This window comes from Staphylococcus arlettae, assembly GCF_002902345.1.
Lineage (GTDB): Bacteria > Bacillota > Bacilli > Staphylococcales > Staphylococcaceae > Staphylococcus > Staphylococcus arlettae.
Map to the genome: position 1 here is coordinate 603,825 of NZ_PPQB01000005.1, position 18,491 is coordinate 622,315.

Annotated in this window: 14 protein-coding genes; 2 read left to right on the top strand and 12 right to left on the bottom strand. The window is 33.5% G+C overall.

Annotated elements, in window-relative coordinates; translation table 11 throughout:
- The 7 genes from trmFO to ylqF form a co-directional block, all read right to left on the bottom strand.
- The coding region (gene trmFO / locus CD036_RS03040) for an FADH(2)-oxidizing methylenetetrahydrofolate--tRNA-(uracil(54)-C(5))-methyltransferase TrmFO (protein WP_103388016.1) at window positions 1–1,295 on the bottom strand (1,295 nt) is incomplete at its 3' end.
- Between the two features lie 174 nt (window positions 1,296–1,469).
- On the bottom strand, window positions 1,470–3,536 hold the full coding sequence (gene topA, locus CD036_RS03045) for a type I DNA topoisomerase (protein WP_021458862.1): 2,067 nt from the start codon (window positions 3,534–3,536) through the stop codon (window positions 1,470–1,472).
- 212 nt (window positions 3,537–3,748) lie between these two features.
- Complete coding sequence (gene dprA / locus CD036_RS03050; RefSeq protein ID WP_002510976.1) at window positions 3,749–4,624, bottom strand: DNA-processing protein DprA; 876 nt, start codon at window positions 4,622–4,624, stop codon at window positions 3,749–3,751.
- A 220-nt stretch (window positions 4,625–4,844) separates the two neighbouring features.
- Window positions 4,845–5,753, bottom strand: coding sequence for a succinate--CoA ligase subunit alpha (gene sucD / locus CD036_RS03055; RefSeq protein WP_002510975.1), 909 nt, complete (start codon window positions 5,751–5,753; stop codon window positions 4,845–4,847).
- Window positions 5,754–5,774: 21 nt separating this feature from the next.
- On the bottom strand, window positions 5,775–6,941 hold the full coding sequence (gene sucC, locus CD036_RS03060) for an ADP-forming succinate--CoA ligase subunit beta (RefSeq protein WP_002510974.1): 1,167 nt from the start codon (window positions 6,939–6,941) through the stop codon (window positions 5,775–5,777).
- A 95-nt stretch (window positions 6,942–7,036) separates the two neighbouring features.
- Window positions 7,037–7,822 (bottom strand): ribonuclease HII, encoded by a 786-nt coding sequence (rnhB, locus tag CD036_RS03065; protein ID WP_002510973.1) that lies wholly within the window; start codon window positions 7,820–7,822, stop codon window positions 7,037–7,039.
- Window positions 7,815–8,687: a ribosome biogenesis GTPase YlqF gene (gene ylqF / locus CD036_RS03070; RefSeq protein WP_103387952.1), complete on the bottom strand. Its 873-nt coding sequence runs from the start codon at window positions 8,685–8,687 to the stop codon at window positions 7,815–7,817. The genes rnhB and ylqF overlap by 8 nt, the downstream gene beginning before the upstream one ends.
- 294 nt (window positions 8,688–8,981) lie before the next feature.
- Between ylqF and CD036_RS03075 the strand changes: the two genes are divergently transcribed.
- Together CD036_RS03075 and CD036_RS03080 are read left to right on the top strand one after the other, a co-directional pair.
- Window positions 8,982–11,579 (top strand): YfhO family protein, encoded by a 2,598-nt coding sequence (locus CD036_RS03075; RefSeq protein WP_021458865.1) that lies wholly within the window; start codon window positions 8,982–8,984, stop codon window positions 11,577–11,579.
- A gap of 5 nt (window positions 11,580–11,584) precedes the next feature.
- A complete protein-coding gene (locus CD036_RS03080; RefSeq protein ID WP_103387953.1) occupies window positions 11,585–14,197 on the top strand; it encodes a YfhO family protein in 2,613 nt (870 codons plus the stop codon).
- A gap of 55 nt (window positions 14,198–14,252) precedes the next feature.
- Here CD036_RS03080 and rplS read toward each other — a convergent pair whose 3' ends face one another.
- The 5 genes from rplS to ffh all read right to left on the bottom strand — a co-directional run bounded on the left by rplS (window position 14,253) and on the right by ffh (window position 18,479).
- A complete protein-coding gene (gene rplS, locus CD036_RS03085) occupies window positions 14,253–14,603 on the bottom strand; it encodes a 50S ribosomal protein L19 (protein WP_002510969.1) in 351 nt (116 codons plus the stop codon).
- A 104-nt stretch (window positions 14,604–14,707) separates the two neighbouring features.
- Window positions 14,708–15,442, bottom strand: coding sequence for a tRNA (guanosine(37)-N1)-methyltransferase TrmD (trmD, locus tag CD036_RS03090; protein WP_002510968.1), 735 nt, complete (start codon window positions 15,440–15,442; stop codon window positions 14,708–14,710).
- On the bottom strand, window positions 15,442–15,948 hold the full coding sequence (gene rimM / locus CD036_RS03095; protein ID WP_002510967.1) for a ribosome maturation factor RimM: 507 nt from the start codon (window positions 15,946–15,948) through the stop codon (window positions 15,442–15,444). Before rimM ends, trmD begins: the two co-directional genes overlap by 1 nt.
- A gap of 180 nt (window positions 15,949–16,128) precedes the next feature.
- The gene (rpsP, locus tag CD036_RS03100) at window positions 16,129–16,395 is read right to left on the bottom strand and encodes a 30S ribosomal protein S16 (protein ID WP_002510966.1); all 267 of its coding nucleotides are present in this window, start codon (window positions 16,393–16,395) and stop codon (window positions 16,129–16,131) included.
- A 719-nt stretch (window positions 16,396–17,114) separates the two neighbouring features.
- On the bottom strand, window positions 17,115–18,479 hold the full coding sequence (ffh, locus tag CD036_RS03105) for a signal recognition particle protein (RefSeq protein ID WP_002510965.1): 1,365 nt from the start codon (window positions 18,477–18,479) through the stop codon (window positions 17,115–17,117).
- Window positions 18,480–18,491: the final 12 nt, after the last annotated feature.

Here is an 18,491-nt window from a genome sequence, read left to right on the forward strand (position 1 = left end):
TTGTAGTGTTCTAAATAAGATAATGCACGATGAGCTAATGTTTCATAACGTTCTTTCTTATCTTTAATACGATTTTCTAAGGCAGGCAATAATCCAAAGTTCGCATTCATAGGTTGGAAGTTTTTTTCATTTTTCGCATGCGAAATATAATAAGCCATACTACCAATCATTGTTTCTCGTGGAAAAATAACTTCAGCTTTATCTTGCAATTTGTGCGCAACATTTATACCAGCTAATAAACCACTAGCTGCACTTTCAACATAACCTTCTACACCTGTCATTTGACCTGCGAAGTATAATCCGTCTCTACCTTTTAATGCATATGTTTCCGACAATACATCCGGTGAATTGATAAATGTATTTCTATGCATCACACCATAACGTACAATATCAACATTTTCTAAGCCAGGTATTAAACGGATTACCTCTTTTTGAGCGCCCCATTTTAAATGAGTTTGGAAACCAACAATATTATATAAAGTACCAGCGGCATCATCTTGACGTAACTGTACCACTGCATATGGTCTTTCACCTGTTTTAGGATCTTCTAAACCAACAGGTTTCATCGGTCCAAAAAGTAAAGTTTTGCGTCCTCGCTCTGCCATTACTTCAAATGGCATACAACCTTCAAAATATTTCTCTTTTTCAAACTCATTTGTTGGTGCAACTTCAGCTGCTAATAATGCATCGTAAAATCGATTGAATTCTTCTTCGGTCATCGGACAGTTTAAATATGCAGCTTCACCTTTATCATAACGTGATTTTAAATATACTTTGTCCATATCAATTGAATCTTTTTCAACGATTGGGGCAGCAGCATCGTAAAAATACAATTGATCTTTACCAGTCGCTTCCACGATTTCAGCTGCTAGTTTATCTGTTGTTAGTGGTCCCGTTGCAATAATTGTATAACCTTCAGGAATACTATTTATTTCTTCATTTATTACCGTAACATTAGGATGATTTTTTAAAGTTTCAGTGATATAACCAGCAAAATCATGACGATCTACTGCCAATGCTCCGCCAGCTGGCACACGTGCTTTATCTGCAGCTTCGATAATTAAAGAGTTAAGTTGTCTCATCTCTTCTTTTAATACACCTACTGCATTTGTTAATGCATTGCCACGTAAAGAATTAGAACAAACAAGTTCTGCAAACTTATCTGTATGATGTGCAGGTGTCTGTTTAACTGGTCTCATCTCGACTAAATTTACTTTGATGCCTCTTTCAGCAAGTTGAAATGCTGCTTCTGAGCCGGCTAAACCTGCACCTATAACATTGACTGTTTGTGACATATAAAATCCTCCAATACATTAAAATAGCAACTACGATACCAATAGTAATAACATAACTATAAAACTAAAATCATTACTGATATCGTTAGTTGCTTATTGTTATCTTTGATAGTCAAAAGTTAATCCTAATACATATTAACATCTTTCCTATACTAGATAACAGCAATTATTCAATTATTTTTGTACTTCTTCTTTATAATCACAGTTTGAACATACAACCTGACTACTTCTACCTTTTTTGCGTTCTACCAAGTATTCACTACATTTAGGACATTCTCTTCCTACCGGTTTGTCCCAACTAATAAAGTCACACTCTGGATATTTTGAACAACCATAAAACAAGCGATTTTTCTTGGATTTACGTTCTACTACATCGCCTTCTTTACATTTAGGGCAAGTAACACCAATAGGTTTAATGATAGCTTTTGTATTTCTACAATCTGGGAAATTCGAACATGCCATGAATTTACCATAACGCCCCATTTTTATAACCATTGGAGAGCCACAAACTTCGCAATCTTCCCCTGCTGGTTCATCTTTTATTTCAATTTTTTCCATCTCTTCTTCAGCACGTTCTACATCTTGTTTAAAACTACTAAAGAAGTCTCTAATTACTTTCTTCCATTCGATTTCGCCTTCAGCAACTTTATCTAACAATGTTTCCATATTAGCTGTAAAGTCAACATCGATAATTTCCGGGAAGTATTCTTTTACTTGTTCATAAACTATTTCACCAAGTTCTGTTGGTACAAAACGTTTACTTTCATTTTTAACGTAATTACGTTTTTGAATCGTATCAATCGTTGGTGCATAAGTAGATGGTCTACCTATTTTCAATTCTTCTAATGTTTTAACTAATCTTGCTTCAGTATAACGTGGTGGTGGTTGTGTGAAATGTTGTGATGGTTCGATATTTGTAGCTGTAACCATTTCACCTTCATCTATTTTAGGTAATTTATTTTCTTGTTTGTTGTCACCATCATCATTTGCTTCGACGTAAAGTGTCATAAATCCTTTAAACTTGATTGTTTGTCCATTCGCACGAAACTTCAAATCATTTTGTGTTAAATCTAAAGCAACTGTATCTAGAATAGCTGGTGCCATTTGACTTGCTACAAAGCGTTCCCAAATTAATTTATATAAACGGTGTTGATCTCTAGTCAAGAAATCTTTCATTTCATTTGGAGTACGTAATGTACTTGACGGTCTTATAGCTTCGTGGGCATCTTGATCACCTTGCCCTTTAGCTTTGCGATTTGATGTGTACGTATTACCGTAAGTATCTTGAATATATTGTTTAGCTTCTGCTTTAGCTTGATCTGAAATTCGTGTTGAATCCGTACGCATATAAGTAATCAAACCTACTGTACCTTGTTTTTTCAAATCAATACCTTCATATAATTGTTGCGCTAACATCATCGTTTTACGTGCTTTGAAGTTTAATTTACGCGCTGCTTCTTGTTGTAAAGTAGACGTAGTAAAAGGATTTGATGGATAACGTGTTTTCTCTTTTTTCGTAACTTTCGTTACTTCAAACTGATCGCCATCCAATTGTGTCGTTATCGTTTCAACATCTTGTTTATTTGTTAATTTATATGGTTTATTTTTTAAATGTAAAAATTTAGCGTTAAATTTAGATTTTTTATATCTAAATTCACCTTCAATTTTCCAATATTCTTCTGGCTTAAAGTTTCTAATTTCGTTTTCACGATCAATAATAAGTCGTAAAGCCACCGATTGTACTCTTCCGGCAGACAAACCTTTTTTAACTTTTTTCCATAATACTGGAGATATATTATAACCTACTAAACGGTCTAATATTCTTCTAGCTTGTTGGGCATCCACTAATTGCATTTCAATGCCCCTTGGATGTTTAAAGCTATCTTTCACTGCATCTTTAGTAATTTCGTTAAAGACTACTCGATTTTCATTTGAATCTTCTAAATCTAATATATTAGCTAAATGCCAAGCAATAGCTTCACCTTCACGGTCGGGGTCACTTGCTAAATAAACATTTTTCGCTTTTTTAGCATGTTTTTTTAATTCTTTTACAACAGGACCTTTCCCACGTATTGTAATATATTTGGGTTCATAATCATTATCCACATCTACGCCCATTTGACTACGAGGCAAATCTCGAACATGTCCCATAGATGCTATTACTTTATATTTTTTACCTAAATATTTTTCAATGGTTTTAGCTTTTGCAGGCGATTCAACTATGACTAAATTTTCTGCCAAAGTAGTTCCCCCTTGCACAATTTTTTTACATCTAATTTACAAAGATAAATAATAAACGGTGTATTTTGATTTTGTCAATGTTTTTAATTATTAAATCAATAACAACTATTTATTTACCTAAAGCAAAAAGTGTTAACCTACGCTATTTTCACATTTATTTTTACAAAGTATCTATACATTAGTACATTTATACAATTAATTCAATAAAAATATCAATTTTCCATATAATCAATTAAAATATCTTTCGCACTTAATACAACTTTTGCACCCTGCTGAGCCATATACATATTGCCTTGTGTTAATACATTAAACATATCTCCCGGTGCTACGTATACATCTCTATTTTGGTCTAAAGCACAATCTACAGTAATTTGAGTCCCCGATTTAATAGTTGATTCCGTTATGAACAATCCTTTTGCTAACCCACTAATTAGCCTATTACGTTGTGCAAAGTGATATTTGCGCACTGGCTGAAATGGTGGATATTCACTAATAACCACCCCTATTTGTTCCATTGTTTTCCGTGTACATAAAGTTTCTTTAGGATAATGAACGAGATGTCCAAATGCTAATACTGCAATGGTAGGAATACGATAATCTAATGCTAGCTGATGTGCAATATGATCGGCACCTTTTGCTAAACCTGAAACGACAGTTAAACCATGGTTTTTAAATGCAGGATATAAGTTCTGCAAAACTTTTGTAGTATAGGCACTCGCTTTTCTTGAACCGACGATAGCGATTGTTTGAATGTTGTGCAACAAGTCACGCTGTCCTCGATAAAATAATATAAATGGGGGATCAGTTATTTCCTTTAAAATTTGGGGATAAGCAGTGTGATCAATGGATATTGTGCTAACTTGTGATTGATATAAATGCTGTGCAATATCACTATCATCGAGCGATATAAATTTTTGCAGTGGTTTATGATAGTTATTGATCTTTGTGGTAGTCAGAAACCCTCTCAAAGCAGAGGTTTGTTTGCTGTTATTAATTGTGAAGAAATTAGGAAATTGATTTATTAATTTATAAATTTGTTGGGTAGTTAAGCCACTATAGAGTAATCGTAGATATTGTTTTTGGTACATAACGTTACCTCCTCTACTATGTATTATAGATAAGGCGTTATACTTTCTAATATTACAATTACATTTAACTTTCCACTGAATTGACATCCAATTTTAACAAGTAAAAACACACTGCGACAACACGTTTGTCTTGTGTTGTCACAGTGTGTTACATCGTGAATTTACTGCACCTCAAAAAGCACAAACCCCGACATATTTCGGGATTTGTGCACTCTAAATATTATTGTTTCACAGTTAATAATTGATCATAAATGCCTGCTTCTTTAGCAGCTTCAATTAATGTTGTTCCAATTTCAGATGGTGTATCAGCAGTTTTCACGCCACATTCATTTAATGTTTTGATTTTTTCTGCTGCAGTACCTTTACCACCAGAAATAATGGCACCAGCATGGCCCATACGTTTTCCTGGAGGCGCAGTTTGACCACCTACGAAGCCAACGACTGGTTTAGTCATATTCGCTTTTATCCATTCTGCAGCTTCTTCTTCAGCAGTACCACCAATTTCACCAATCATTACTACTGCTTTTGTTTCATCGTCTTCATTAAATGCTTGTAATACATCGATGAAGTTAGTACCGTTGACAGGGTCGCCACCAATACCTACTGCTGTAGTTTGACCAATACCTTCTTCTGTTAATTGGTGTACAGCTTCATAAGTTAATGTACCTGAACGAGATACAACACCTACGTGACCTTTTTTATGAATGTAACCAGGCATAATACCAATTTTACATTCGTCAGCAGTAATAACACCTGGGCAGTTAGGTCCTACGACACGTGTCTTTTTACCTTCTGCATAACGGTTAACTTTAACCATGTCAACTACAGGAATATGCTCAGTGATGCAGATTGCTAAATCTAATTCAGCTTCAATACATTCTAAAATTGCATCCGCAGCAAACGGTGCTGGTACATAGATTACTGATACATTTGCACCTGTTTGTTCTTTTGCTTCATCTACTGTGTTAAATACTGGTACACCTTCAACAACTTGTCCACCTTTACCAGGTGTTACACCTGCTACAATTTGTGTACCATATTCAAGCATTTGTTTTGTATGGAAAAGGGCAGTAGACCCTGTGATACCTTGTACGATTACTTTTGTATTTTTATCTATAAATACGCTCATCTTAGTGCTCCCATCCTTTCCTTACGCTTCTTTAACGAGTTTAACGATTTTTTGTGCGCCTTCAGCCATAGTTGCAGCAGGTTCAATAGCAAGTCCTGAATCTTTCAAGATTGCTTTACCTTCTTTAACATTTGTACCTTCTAGACGAACTACCAATGGTAATGTTAGTTCTACTTCTTTAACAGCAGCTACAATACCTTCCGCGATAACATCACACTTCATAATACCACCGAAGATATTAACGAAGATACCTTGAACATTATCATCGCCTAAAATAATTTTAAAAGCTTCAGTAACTTTTTCTTTTGTAGCGCCGCCCCCTACATCTAAGAAGTTAGCCGGATTACCGCCGAAGTGATTAATAGTATCCATTGTTGCCATTGCTAAACCTGCACCATTAACCATACAACCAATATCTCCATCTAATGCGATGTAAGATAAATCGTATTTAGAAGCCTCGATTTCTTTCGGATCTTCTTCTTCTAAATCGCGTAATTCTTGGATATCTTTATGTCTAAATAACGCATTGTCATCGAAATTAATTTTTGCATCTAAAGCTAAAACATCACCATCACCTGTAGTTACTAATGGATTAATTTCAACAATTGAACAATCTTTTTCAATAAATACGTTATACAGTGAAATTAAAAATTTCGCTGCTTTATTAATAGACTCTTTTGGAATATTAATATTGAATGCGATTCTTCTAGCTTGATAAGGAGCTAAACCTGTTACCGGATCAATAGTCTCTTTAAAGATTTTTTCCGGTGTATTAGCAGCTACCTCTTCAATTTCAGTACCGCCTTCTTCTGATGCCATAAGTGTTACACGATCTGTCGCACGATCGATAACAAATCCAACATAATATTCTTTTTGAATATCGCAGCCCTCTTCTATGTAAAGGCGTTTAATTTCTTTTCCTTCTGGACCTGTTTGATGAGTTACTAGTTGTTTACCTAGTAATTCATTAGCGTAACTTTCTACTTCAGATAGTGATTTCGCAATTTTTACACCACCAGCTTTACCTCTACCGCCAGCGTGTATTTGTGCTTTTACCACATATACCTCTGAACTTAATTCTTTTGCTTTTTCTACCGCTTCTTCAGCAGTAAATGCTACGCGTCCTTCTGGGACAGCAACGCCCATGGAACGAAAAATTTCTTTACCTTGATACTCGTGGATATTCATTCTCCATCCTCCTGTTTCTTAGGTTAAGTGCATTTCAATTATAAGAAATGTAAGCGCTATTGTAAACTGTTTCAGCCATCTTCTTTAGAATTATTTTAAATTTCTAAGTTTTTAACCTTGGATTTTATCGGTTCAAATGATTTTCGATGAACCTCTGTCACACCATAACGTGTAATCCCATCTAAATGAGCTTGAGTACCGTAACCTACATTTTTTTCGAAAGCATAACCTGGATATGTTTCTGCCAAATCTTTCATGTATTGATCACGATATTCCTTAGCTAAAATACTAGCAGCTGCTATAGAGATACTACGCGCATCCCCTTTTATCAGTGATGTTTGTGCAATATCTGTATCAATTTCCATAGCATCAATAAGCAAGTGTGATGGGGTTACCGTTAGCTTTTGTACTGCACGGAGCATTGCCAGTTTAGTCGCTTGATATATATTCAAAGTATCAATTTCTTTTACTGAAGCGACACCATAGGCATAGTCAAGTGCGTTTGTTTGAATTTCTTGTTGTAGCTGTTGTCGTTTATCGGCAGATAATTGCTTTGAATCATTAATTCCAATAAAGTCATATGTTGGATCTAAAATAACTGCACACGTCACCACTGGTCCTGCTAAAGGCCCCCTGCCAACTTCATCAATACCACATATCACTGCGTCCTGATGTTGTTTAGCTATATTAGTCTCAAACTGAGTCATCTCAACATATTGTTCACGTAATCTTACATCTTTTTCTAATTGTTTCTGCCTTTGGGTTATAGCTAGTTTTACACCTTTTCGTTCATCTAGTTGATGTTCACTTTGCGCTAAACTTTCTAAAGATGTAATTGTTTGTAATTCTTTTTTGATATCTTTAATCGTTTGTTTACTCAAAATAGTCACGCTCAATTTCTTTAAAAACATCGAAAGTATAAGTGCCTATTTTAGCATTACGAATTTCATTGATAATTAATTCAATAACCGCTTCATAGTCTACTTCATTACCACGTTGTAATAGCCCTCTGCGTCGTCCAATAGCATCAAACCATTCTAAGTTTTCGGCATCTATCGCTACTTCGATATTATAGTGTTTTTTTAAGCCTTCATAATCATGTTGTTTTAAAAATTCTAATCCATATATAGCAACTTCATCTAAATGAACAATACTATCTTTAATCGCACCTGTTATACTTAATTTTTTTCCAACGAGTTGGTCTTCAAATTTAGGCCATAATATGCCTGGTGTATCTAATAATTGTAACGACTTCCCAATTTTGATCCATTGTTGTTGTTTCGTTACACCTGGTGTATTTCCAGTTTTAGCGATTGCTCGATTTGCTAATTTATTAATTAATGTAGATTTGCCGACATTCGGAATTCCTACAATCATCGCTCTAATTGCACGTGGCTTCAACCCTTTTTCACGCTCTTTAGCAAACTTATCTTCTGTTGCTTGAATAGCTGCCTGTTCTACTTGTTTTAACCCTTTACCATGCTTAGCATCAACTGTTACAGGAAAATTACCTTGTGCTGAGAAATAAGATTGCCACTTTTCTAGTTCTTTCAAGTTTGCCATATCTTTTTTATTCAAAATAATTACACGTGGTTTTTGTTGTATCACTTCATCAATCATTGGATTACGCGAACTATATGGTATACGTGCATCAACCAACTCAAATACTACGTCTACTTTTTTAAGTTGCTCAGTCACTTGTCTTTTGGCTTTGGCCATATGTCCTGGGTACCATTGTATTACCATAAACATCACCTTTCACTTTTAAAAATTATATTTAGATTTAGTTATTTCGAATTTACCTTTGTTTATATTATGTCCATTACATATTTTAATATGATAACGTAAATTATGATAGCATTTCTTTATGTTCAACATTTTATTTAGATGTTAATCACAAATTTTCAAATCACGCTGTTGCTTCTAAGAAATACGGGTATAGTTACTGTATACGTTGTTATAGTGCAAAATGATTTGTAACTACATATTTCTTAATTGAATTTTTATCGCTTTATATATCCAATTCACAGGAGTTATAGAATGAGACAAAAACTACTAATATTCATGCTATTATTTGTACTAGCAGTGATAGGACATAGCTATATTATTTATAGATTTTGGGTGGATGGTATTTTATTTACTGGCCCAAATGATGGTATGGAACAAATGATTCCAATACAAATGTTTTTATATGATAATTGGTCTCAAGGCAATTGGTTCTACGCCACAGATTTCGGATTAGGTGGAGATTTTTTTACTGATTTAGCATATTATTTTTCTACTAATATTTTATTTATTATCAATGTCATTATTATCTCTATTTGCAAACTGTTTATACATATGCCAACTTCTGATGTAATGTTTTGGATGACAAATGCCATAGTGCTGTCTATTGCCAAAGCATTTTTAGCAATGTGCGCAACCTTTTACTATGCTCACTACATATTACGTAATAGACAAGTTGCTATTTTAGTTGCAGCTTTATTTGTCTTATCACCATTATATTTTAGATTCACTGTATATTGGCCATTTTTCAGTGACATTTTTATATTATTACCTTTGCTCTTACTAGCAATAGAAAGGTTTTTACAACATAAAAAAATTGGTTTATTTATCATCGTAGTTGCCATATCTTTGATTAATAACTTTTATTTTGCATATTACCAATGCTTAACTGGTATTATTTATTTGGCATTACGTTTAATTTTTAGACATAAAAATGATATTAAACTTTCTATTAAGCATTTTAGTGTGTTATTCATAGCTGCATTATTAGGTTTAGGTTGTAGCTTATTTTTCTTCTTCCATGGAGTTATGAGTTTTGTAAATAATCGTCGTATCCCATTTAACGGAGAGGTCCCTTTGTTTGAACCGTTAGATAAAAACACTAATTTATTTTATGATAACTACTTAATTGTCGTTATCTTTATTACAATTCAAGCATTATTGGCATTTAAGTTGTATAAACATTTTTATTTTAAATTATTTGCTTTATGTACTCTATTTTGTATAATAGCTGCATTTATCCCTTATATCGATCAAGTATTTAATGGTTTTTCCGCTCCTCAGAAACGGTGGCATTATTTATTAGCATTTAGTAGTGCTATGCTCATTGGAAGTTATGTAAAATATTTTAAGACTTTATCTATCCGGCACTATTGTACGACTTCAGTAATTGCCATAGGCGTCATTTTTACGAGCGCTTGGCTTGTTGACACTGTTGTATCTTGGGTTTATTTCGTACCAATAGTATGTGTTATAGGTTTATTAATTTTGCTATTACAACAACCTAAATACAAAGTAAAACTAACACCACTGTATAGTCTGTCAATTATTATATTATTATTGTTAGTATCTTTTGTTTTTATCAAATACCAAATTTATTTTGCAGACCACCAACAGCGGGCAAACAAAAATTACGTACAAAGTAGTATGTATAATTCACAACAACAGCGTGAACTTGTAAATAAGATGCAAACAACTAAAAACGATGATGAACGTATTGACTGGCGTGTCGATGAACAAGATAACACACCTATGTATCAACACTTTAAAGGTTTAAGTCTATATTCCAGTATTTTTCATCATAATATTTTAGACTTTTATTACGATCATTTAAAAATTAATATGGTTAATGAATCTGTCAGCCGTTATCAATCAACGAATGGTAGACAAAATTTAGCGAGTTTATTATCTGTAAAATATTTAATGCGCAAGGAACATCAATCAAATGTACCGTCATATTTTAAAAAAGTCGAACATCAAGGGCAATATGAAATTTATAAAAACCAATTACCTTTACCAGCTGTCCGTGTCAGTAATAAAATTTATGACGCTCGCAAACTGCATACGCCAATCGCGCGTGAACATGCTATGTTAACAGGAATTGTCTTACCGCATAAAGGTGTAGCTTTACAGCAAAAATCCAAAAATTTATTGAATGATGTAACAATTACAACTGATAATATTCAACAACAGCGTAAAAATAAAATCAAAGTTACTAAAAATTCCGGACAAATAAAACTACATATACCTCAAAAAATAAGAAAGCAGTACGATGATTTTTATCTGACAATGAAAATTAAGCGTGGGCTACCTGACAGTAATTTTTCAGTACAACTTAATCAATATCAAAATAATCGTTTATTTAACAATTCGACTTATAAAACCGGCGTATACACACAGCTTTACAGAACCCAACCAGATAGTGACGGTAATATTTCAATTGATATAAGTCCATATGGAACGTATCAATTCCAATTACTTCAATTACATGGAGAAAATTACGATACACTCAAGCAAGCGACAAAACAACAACAATCGCACCATTATCATGATATTAACAACGGGGTAAAAGTTGATTTAGGAAAACATGAGAGCGGTATGGCACAAATTAATATTCCATATCGTCAAGGAATGACAGCTTTCGTGGATGGTAAAAAAGTCACTCCACAAAAAGTAAATTACTTCATGACTGGTGTACCAGTACGTTCAAATAACGACACTATCATTATTAAATATAAACCACCATTTTGGTTTACTATGATAATTATATCTTTAGTTAGTATAGTCATTAGTGTTATTTTCCGATTTATGTTATATAAAAAAAGCACGATCCATAAAAAGAAAAGAGGATAGTTGGCATGTTAAAACAATTATGGACAAATAAAATAACACGTTTGTGTTGTATTATAGCAATGGGGATTTTAGTTGCCTTGTTGCAATTTACACCTTATATTTATCGTTTTCTTACTGAAGGGGTTATTTTTAGCGGTAATGGCGATGGGTTTCGCCAGATGATGCCATTTCAAATGTATCTATATGAGCACTTTACGTCTTTCCAGAGCTTTTATGATCATTCTTTCGGATTAGGTGGCGATTATGTTAAAGACTTATCTTATTACTATGCCACCTCTCCATTTACATATATAAACTTTATTTTTGTATGGTTAGCAACACAATTATTTCATTTAAATCCTAGTGACATTGGATTTTGGCCTGGTAACCAGCTCATCGTTGCATTCGTTAAAACGGTAGTTACTTATACTTTAGCTTTTTATTACTTTAGATCTTTAAACTTAAAATTCAGCACAGTATTTTTAGCTGCCCTACTATATGGCGCGTCAACTATTGTCATTTATTTTAATTTTACCTGGTCATTTTATGGTGATTTACTCATTTTCTTACCGTTGTCTTTATTAGGAATTGAACGTTATTTCAAGCAACGTAAGCTTGGCTTATTCATTTTTGCCATTGCCTTAACGTTATTTTCAAATTTTTATTTTAGTTATTTTCAAGCGGTTGCTTTAAGTTTTTATTTTATTTATCGACTCTGTATTGTACACCCAAACGATATCGTAACGCGATGGCAAAAATTTTATACGATAACTATTGCAGTAGTATTAAGTACATTAGTAGCTATTTGGGGATTTTATACGGGAGTATCTTCATTTTTAAATAATGATCGCAAAGCTAATCCTGAATTTGAAATTAATCTTTTTACTGATTTTGCACGCCAAACACATTTCTTTTCCAATGGCTTTTATATTACTGTCACTGCTTTTGCTTTAGTTGCATTATTTGCTTTTAAATTATACAGACATTATTATTATAAAATGTTTGCCATTGCAACTTGGATAATGCTCCTCGGAGCTTTAACACCTTATTTCGATAGTATGTTCAATGGATTTTCAACACCACAACGTAGATGGATTTATTTATTCGCACTAACTACTGCTATTTTAATAGCTTTATTTGTGCAATATATGGCGGAATTAACGTTAAAATCATATATATATGCTTGTATACCAGCTTTATTGATTATAGTAACTATGTCAATCACAGTTACAGCACAGAAAATGAATTGGATGATTGTGTGTATAATCATTATGATTTTTGTTGGGTGCTTGATTTACAATAAGCCACTTATTACTAAAAAATGGGCACTACCTATACTTTTAGCTCTATTTGTAATACAGCAAGCTTTAATTGTTAACGATTACCATTTTAATAACATCAAAAAATATGAAAATACATTTGCTGATTTGGATGATTCTTCCTATCGAAGCAAAGAATTAGCACAAAAAATCGACTCAATTAATAAGTCTTACCCAAATGATCCATTAAACAGAATTGATTACATGTCACAATATGGACTGAATTCTCCGATGATTTATCATTTTAATGGTATAGCTCTATACTCAAGTATTTTTGATGGGGATATTTTAAATTACTACGATAAACAATTACAAATCAATATGCATACAGACAAAAATAGTACTTATCGCTTATTATCAAACCGTGCAAACTTAATGTCGCTATGGAATGTCAAAGATCGTATTCGTCGTCCTAACGACCTTAATATGACTTATGGTTTTAAAAAACATCAACTTATAAAAAATGGTAAAGCTGAATTTATACATTCTAAAAATGAAATCGATTATCCTAGTGCACATATTACTAACAAAGTGTACGACCAATCTGATTTGAAATCACCATTAGATAAAGAACAAGCAATGTTACAAGGTGTTACATTCAATAACGATAAATATGTTAACTCTTCATTTGAAGCTAATGATAATTTGTTATCTAAAGCAGAGCAATCCATGCAAAATGCATATATAAATGATAAAAAGCAACTTGTCGTTACAAAAAATAACGGGGGTGTCGAGTTTAAGCTACCACAGTCTATAGCTAAGCAGTATAAAGATATGTATGTAGAATTAGACATTCAGTTACTCGCACCAAATAAAGAACATTATGTAGGCATTAATGAATATAAACAAACTCGTAATGAATTAGATTATAAATATCGACGCTTGGTTAACCCAGTAACTATGCGAGTTAAAGCTAATGATGTCTTAAAGTTAAAATTAGCTCAAGGTACTTATAAGTATCGCATTAAAGGGATTTATGGCGAAAATTATAATACTTTACGTCGTAGTGCACAATCTCTAAACGAAGTCGATGTTGCACAACGTCGAGATGGTTATACTGTGACGAAACGTAAACAAGATAAAGGATATATCGTATTACCTATGGCCTATCGTGATGGCATGTATGCCAAAAGTAATGGTAAAGAAATCCCTGTCCTAAAGGGTAATGGTATTATGACTGTAATACCTGCTGAAAAGGGTCAAGAAAAATTAACATTACACTATAGACCCCCACATTTTTGGGTATTAATTACCATATCTGGACTGAGCATATTATTGAGTATTGGCTTCACGATATGGGTACGCAAAAAGCAACATTAAACACAAAAAAGACGAGCCTAAATATAGGCTCGTCTTTTTATTCGTCTTATACTGATTAGCGAATTTCAGGAATTCTAGCAGCTTTACCACGTAAGCTACGTAGGTAGTATAATTTAGCACGACGTACTTTACCGCGACGTTTAACTTCAATTTTTTCAATTTTAGGAGTGTGTACAGGGAATGTACGTTCCACGCCTACACCTGAAGAAATTTTACGAACAGTGAAAGTTTCTGACACACCGCCACCACGACGTTTAATAACTACACCTTCGAATACTTGGATACGTTCGCGATTACCTTCAATAATACGTACGTGAACTTTTAAAGTATCACCTGGACGGAATGAAGGTATATCAGTGCGTAATTGTGACTTAGTTACTGCTTCAATTAATTTGTGATTAGTCATTTTTTTCTCTCCTTCAGCCTATGTTCTTGCCTTGACAAATATATAGCAGCGGACCATAGTGATTTTCGTGCTTTGCACACTTAAATTATGTTAGCACAGACTATTTATTTTTTCAATTGCTTTTTATAAGTTTCTAATATTTTTTGGTCTTCTGTTGTTAACGGATACTGTTCTAATAAATCAGGTCTTTTAACCCAAGTATTAATCAGCTTTTGTTCATGTCTCCATTGCTCTATATGTGCATGGTTGCCTGAGAGCAATACATCTGGCACATCATGTCCTAAATACGATCTTGGACGAGTATACTGTGGAAACTCAAGCAAACCATCTTGAAAAGAATCGTCTTCATGTGATTGTTGATTACCTAATACACCAGGTATTAAACGAACGATAGCATCAGTCATAGTCATGGCGGGCAATTCACCACCTGTTAAAACATAGTCACCAATAGATACTTCATCCGTTACTAGCTGTGTACGGATTCGTTCATCATAACCTTCATAATGACCACAAATAAATACTAAATGTTCTGCTTCACTTAGTTCTTGTGCTAACGCTTGATTAAATGGTTTACCTTGTGGACACATCAAAATGACACGTGTTGCTTCAGTATGTTCAACTGCTTGCATAGCATTAAATACTGGCTCAGGTTTCAATACCATTCCTTGTCCACCACCATAGGGATAATCATCTACTTGGTTGTGTTTATTTTCAGCAAAATCTCTAAAGTTAACAGTATTCGTTTGCAAGACCCCTTTATCTTGTGCTCGCTTCATAATCGAATGATTCAATATTCCATCAAACATTTCCGGAAATAGCGTCAAATAATCAATTTTCATTAATCCAACAATCCTTCCAGTGGTGTTATATGGATTGTACGACCTTCCACGTCTACTTCCTTAACCACATCAGCAATATAAGGTATTAGATATTCTTTATCTCCTTTTACAACCCATACGTCATTTGCACCTGTCTCAAAAATTTCGATAACTCTACCTATCGGGGTATCTTCATCATCAAAGACAGTACAGCCAATAATATCTGAATAATAAAACTCATTTTCAGCTAACTCAATTTCCTCATGATCGCGTTCTTGCAATAATACTTGCCCTTTCAAATGCTCAATATCATTGATATTATTAATACCTTCAAATGTAAGCATATGTAGGCCCTTATGCATACGATGTGATGCTACAGTTAACATTACTGGTTCTTTGTGTGTTTGTTCTATCGTTAACACTTCGCCTGGTTGAAAACGTGTATCTGTAAAATCTGAATTTGATTTTACTTTTACTTCACCTTTAATGCCATGTGTATTGACGATTTTACCTACTTCAACTTTCATATATGTTCCTCCGAAATAAAATACTCATCTTCAAACTTTTATTAATCACGTAAATTATAACATGCTATAGTCTCTGTTTATATATTTTGTTACAGTTGCCTATGAGTAAATTCAACTTTAGCCTATAAAAAAAGAGTACCCTATATGGTACTCTTAAATATCACACTTTATAATCAACGATTATTTTTGCTCGTCGAATTTTTTCATGATACCTTCTTTAGATAAGATATTACGTACAGTATCTGTTGGTTTAGCACCATCATTTAACCATTTTAATGCTAATGCTTCGTCAATTTTAACTTCTGGAGCATTTACATTATTTGGATTATAAGTACCTACTTGTTCGATGATACGACCGTCACGTGGTGAACGTGCGTCTGCTACTACTATACGATAAAATGGGTTTCTTTTTGAACCTAAACGTGTTAAACGTAATTTAACTGCCATTGTTTGATTCTCTCCTTTGATTTCTATAATTTATTTTCTACAAGAAATAATATTACCAGTTAATAGTTAAGTTGTAAAGAGTTTTCTCTTTACTATTTAAAAGAAAATAATATTTGTGCTATTGAGCTAAAATAATGAGTCCGAGACATCATTTATTACATAAAGTCGATATAATATTATATTGCGATTTTGTATATACAATACCATCAAGACAAAACCAAGTTATAGTTCAACTTTTGTTTGTTTTGAAGATCCTAATTTTTGCATAATAAAATACATATTGTACTGATTTTGTAACGTGCTGACGCCCAGGGGAATAGTATGTGTGAGAGACTACAGGCTCGAACCATACCCCCAGGCAAGCATGCACAGTCAAAATCGTAAAGCTTTAAATATCAAATTAAATTTTCATTGATAATGTCATTTAAGTCATACGAGAAACTTTATACTTAAAGTACATCGTTTATTTATTTTTGTAATATTTATTAAATGATACGAATGTGTCTTGTTTTTTAAATAACAAAATACATATTGTACTGATTTTGTAACGTGCTGACGCCCAGGGGAATAGTATGTGTGAGAGACTACAGGCTCGAACCATACCCCTAGGCAAGCACGCACGGTCAAAATCGTAAAGCTTTAAATATCAAAAAGACGAATCCATATTAAGGATTCGTCTTCTTATTTTGACAATGGGATTTATGTCCCAGTCACATCGTTTAAAATGGTAAATTCATACCTTTTAACATGTTTTCCATTTGATTTTTCTTACCTTTTTTACCTTTACCGCCAGAAAATTGTTTCATCATTTTCTTCATTTCATTGAATTGTTTCATAAGACGATTCACTTCTTGTAAAGAACGTCCAGAACCTTTAGCAATACGTTTTTTACGCGACACATTTAAAGTATTAGGATCATTTCGCTCATTTGGTGTCATAGATTGAATAATAGCTTTAATATGATCGATTTGCTTTTCGCTCATATTTAAATTATCCAATCCTTTCATTTTATTCATACCAGGAATCATTTTCATAATATCATCAAGTGGTCCTAAGCTTTTCACTTGGTCTAATTGTTCTAAAAAGTCATCTAGTGTAAACGAAGAACTTCGCATTTTTTGCTCTAAGTCTTTCGCTTTATCTTGGTCGACATCTTGTTGAGCTTTTTCAATTAAGCTTAAAACATCACCCATACCTAAAATACGAGAAGCCATTCTTTCTGGGTGGAATGGTTCTAAGCCATCTAATTTTTCACTCATACCAACAAATTTGATAGGCTTTTGCGTTACCGAGCGGATTGATAATGCTGCACCACCACGTGTATCACCATCTAATTTTGTTAATGTAACTCCTGAAACTTCCAATTGCTCATCAAATGATTGTGCAACATTGACAGCATCTTGCCCAGTCATAGCATCGACAACCAACATGATTTCATTTGGTTTCGCAATTGTTTTAACATCTTGTAATTCATCCATTAAAGCTTCATCAATATGCAATCTACCTGCTGTATCAATGATTACGAAATCTAAATGTTCTTCTTTAGCATGTTGTAAGGCATTTTCCACAATTTCTTGAGGCTTTACTTGATCGCCTTCGCTATAGACTGGTACATCTAGTTGCTTACCTACTGTTTGCAATTGATCAATTGCTGCAGGTCGATAGATGTCTGCTGCAACTAACATCGGTTTTTTATTATATTTTTTGCGCATAAGTAAAGCTAATTTACCTGCTGTTGTTGTTTTACCTGCACCTTGTAAACCTACCATCATAACTACTGTTGGTGGCTTATTGGCCATTGTAATAGTTGAATTTTCGCCACCCATTAACTGGGTTAATTCATCTTGAACTATTTTAATCACTTGTTGACCAGGTGTTAATGATTTCATTACATCTGATCCTAGTGCTCGATCTGACACTGTTTTGACAAAGTCTTTTACAACTTTAAAGTTAACGTCGGCTTCTAACAATGCGAGTCGAACTTCGCGCATCATCATCTTAATATCGGCTTCTGTTACTTTTCCTTTGCCGCGGATTTTTTGCATCGTATCTTGTAAACGATCGGATAATCCTTCAAACGCCATATCGAATCCCTC

What these genes read in the sequence shown, in the direction of transcription:
- dprA (WP_002510976.1), bottom strand. Translation starts at nt 4,624, where the DNA reads ATGTACCAAAAACAATATCTACGATTACTCTATAGTGGCTTAACTACC.
- sucD (WP_002510975.1), bottom strand. Translation starts at nt 5,753, where the DNA reads ATGAGCGTATTTATAGATAAAAATACAAAAGTAATCGTACAAGGTATC.
- sucC (WP_002510974.1), bottom strand. Translation starts at nt 6,941, where the DNA reads ATGAATATCCACGAGTATCAAGGTAAAGAAATTTTTCGTTCCATGGGC.
- ylqF (WP_103387952.1), bottom strand. Translation starts at nt 8,687, where the DNA reads ATGGTAATACAATGGTACCCAGGACATATGGCCAAAGCCAAAAGACAA.
- CD036_RS03075 (WP_021458865.1), top strand. Translation starts at nt 8,982, where the DNA reads ATGAGACAAAAACTACTAATATTCATGCTATTATTTGTACTAGCAGTG.
- CD036_RS03080 (WP_103387953.1), top strand. Translation starts at nt 11,585, where the DNA reads ATGTTAAAACAATTATGGACAAATAAAATAACACGTTTGTGTTGTATT.
- rplS (WP_002510969.1), bottom strand. Translation starts at nt 14,603, where the DNA reads ATGACTAATCACAAATTAATTGAAGCAGTAACTAAGTCACAATTACGC.
- trmD (WP_002510968.1), bottom strand. Translation starts at nt 15,442, where the DNA reads ATGAAAATTGATTATTTGACGCTATTTCCGGAAATGTTTGATGGAATA.
- rimM (WP_002510967.1), bottom strand. Translation starts at nt 15,948, where the DNA reads ATGAAAGTTGAAGTAGGTAAAATCGTCAATACACATGGCATTAAAGGT.
- rpsP (WP_002510966.1), bottom strand. Translation starts at nt 16,395, where the DNA reads ATGGCAGTTAAATTACGTTTAACACGTTTAGGTTCAAAAAGAAACCCA.
- ffh (WP_002510965.1), bottom strand. Translation starts at nt 18,479, where the DNA reads ATGGCGTTTGAAGGATTATCCGATCGTTTACAAGATACGATGCAAAAA.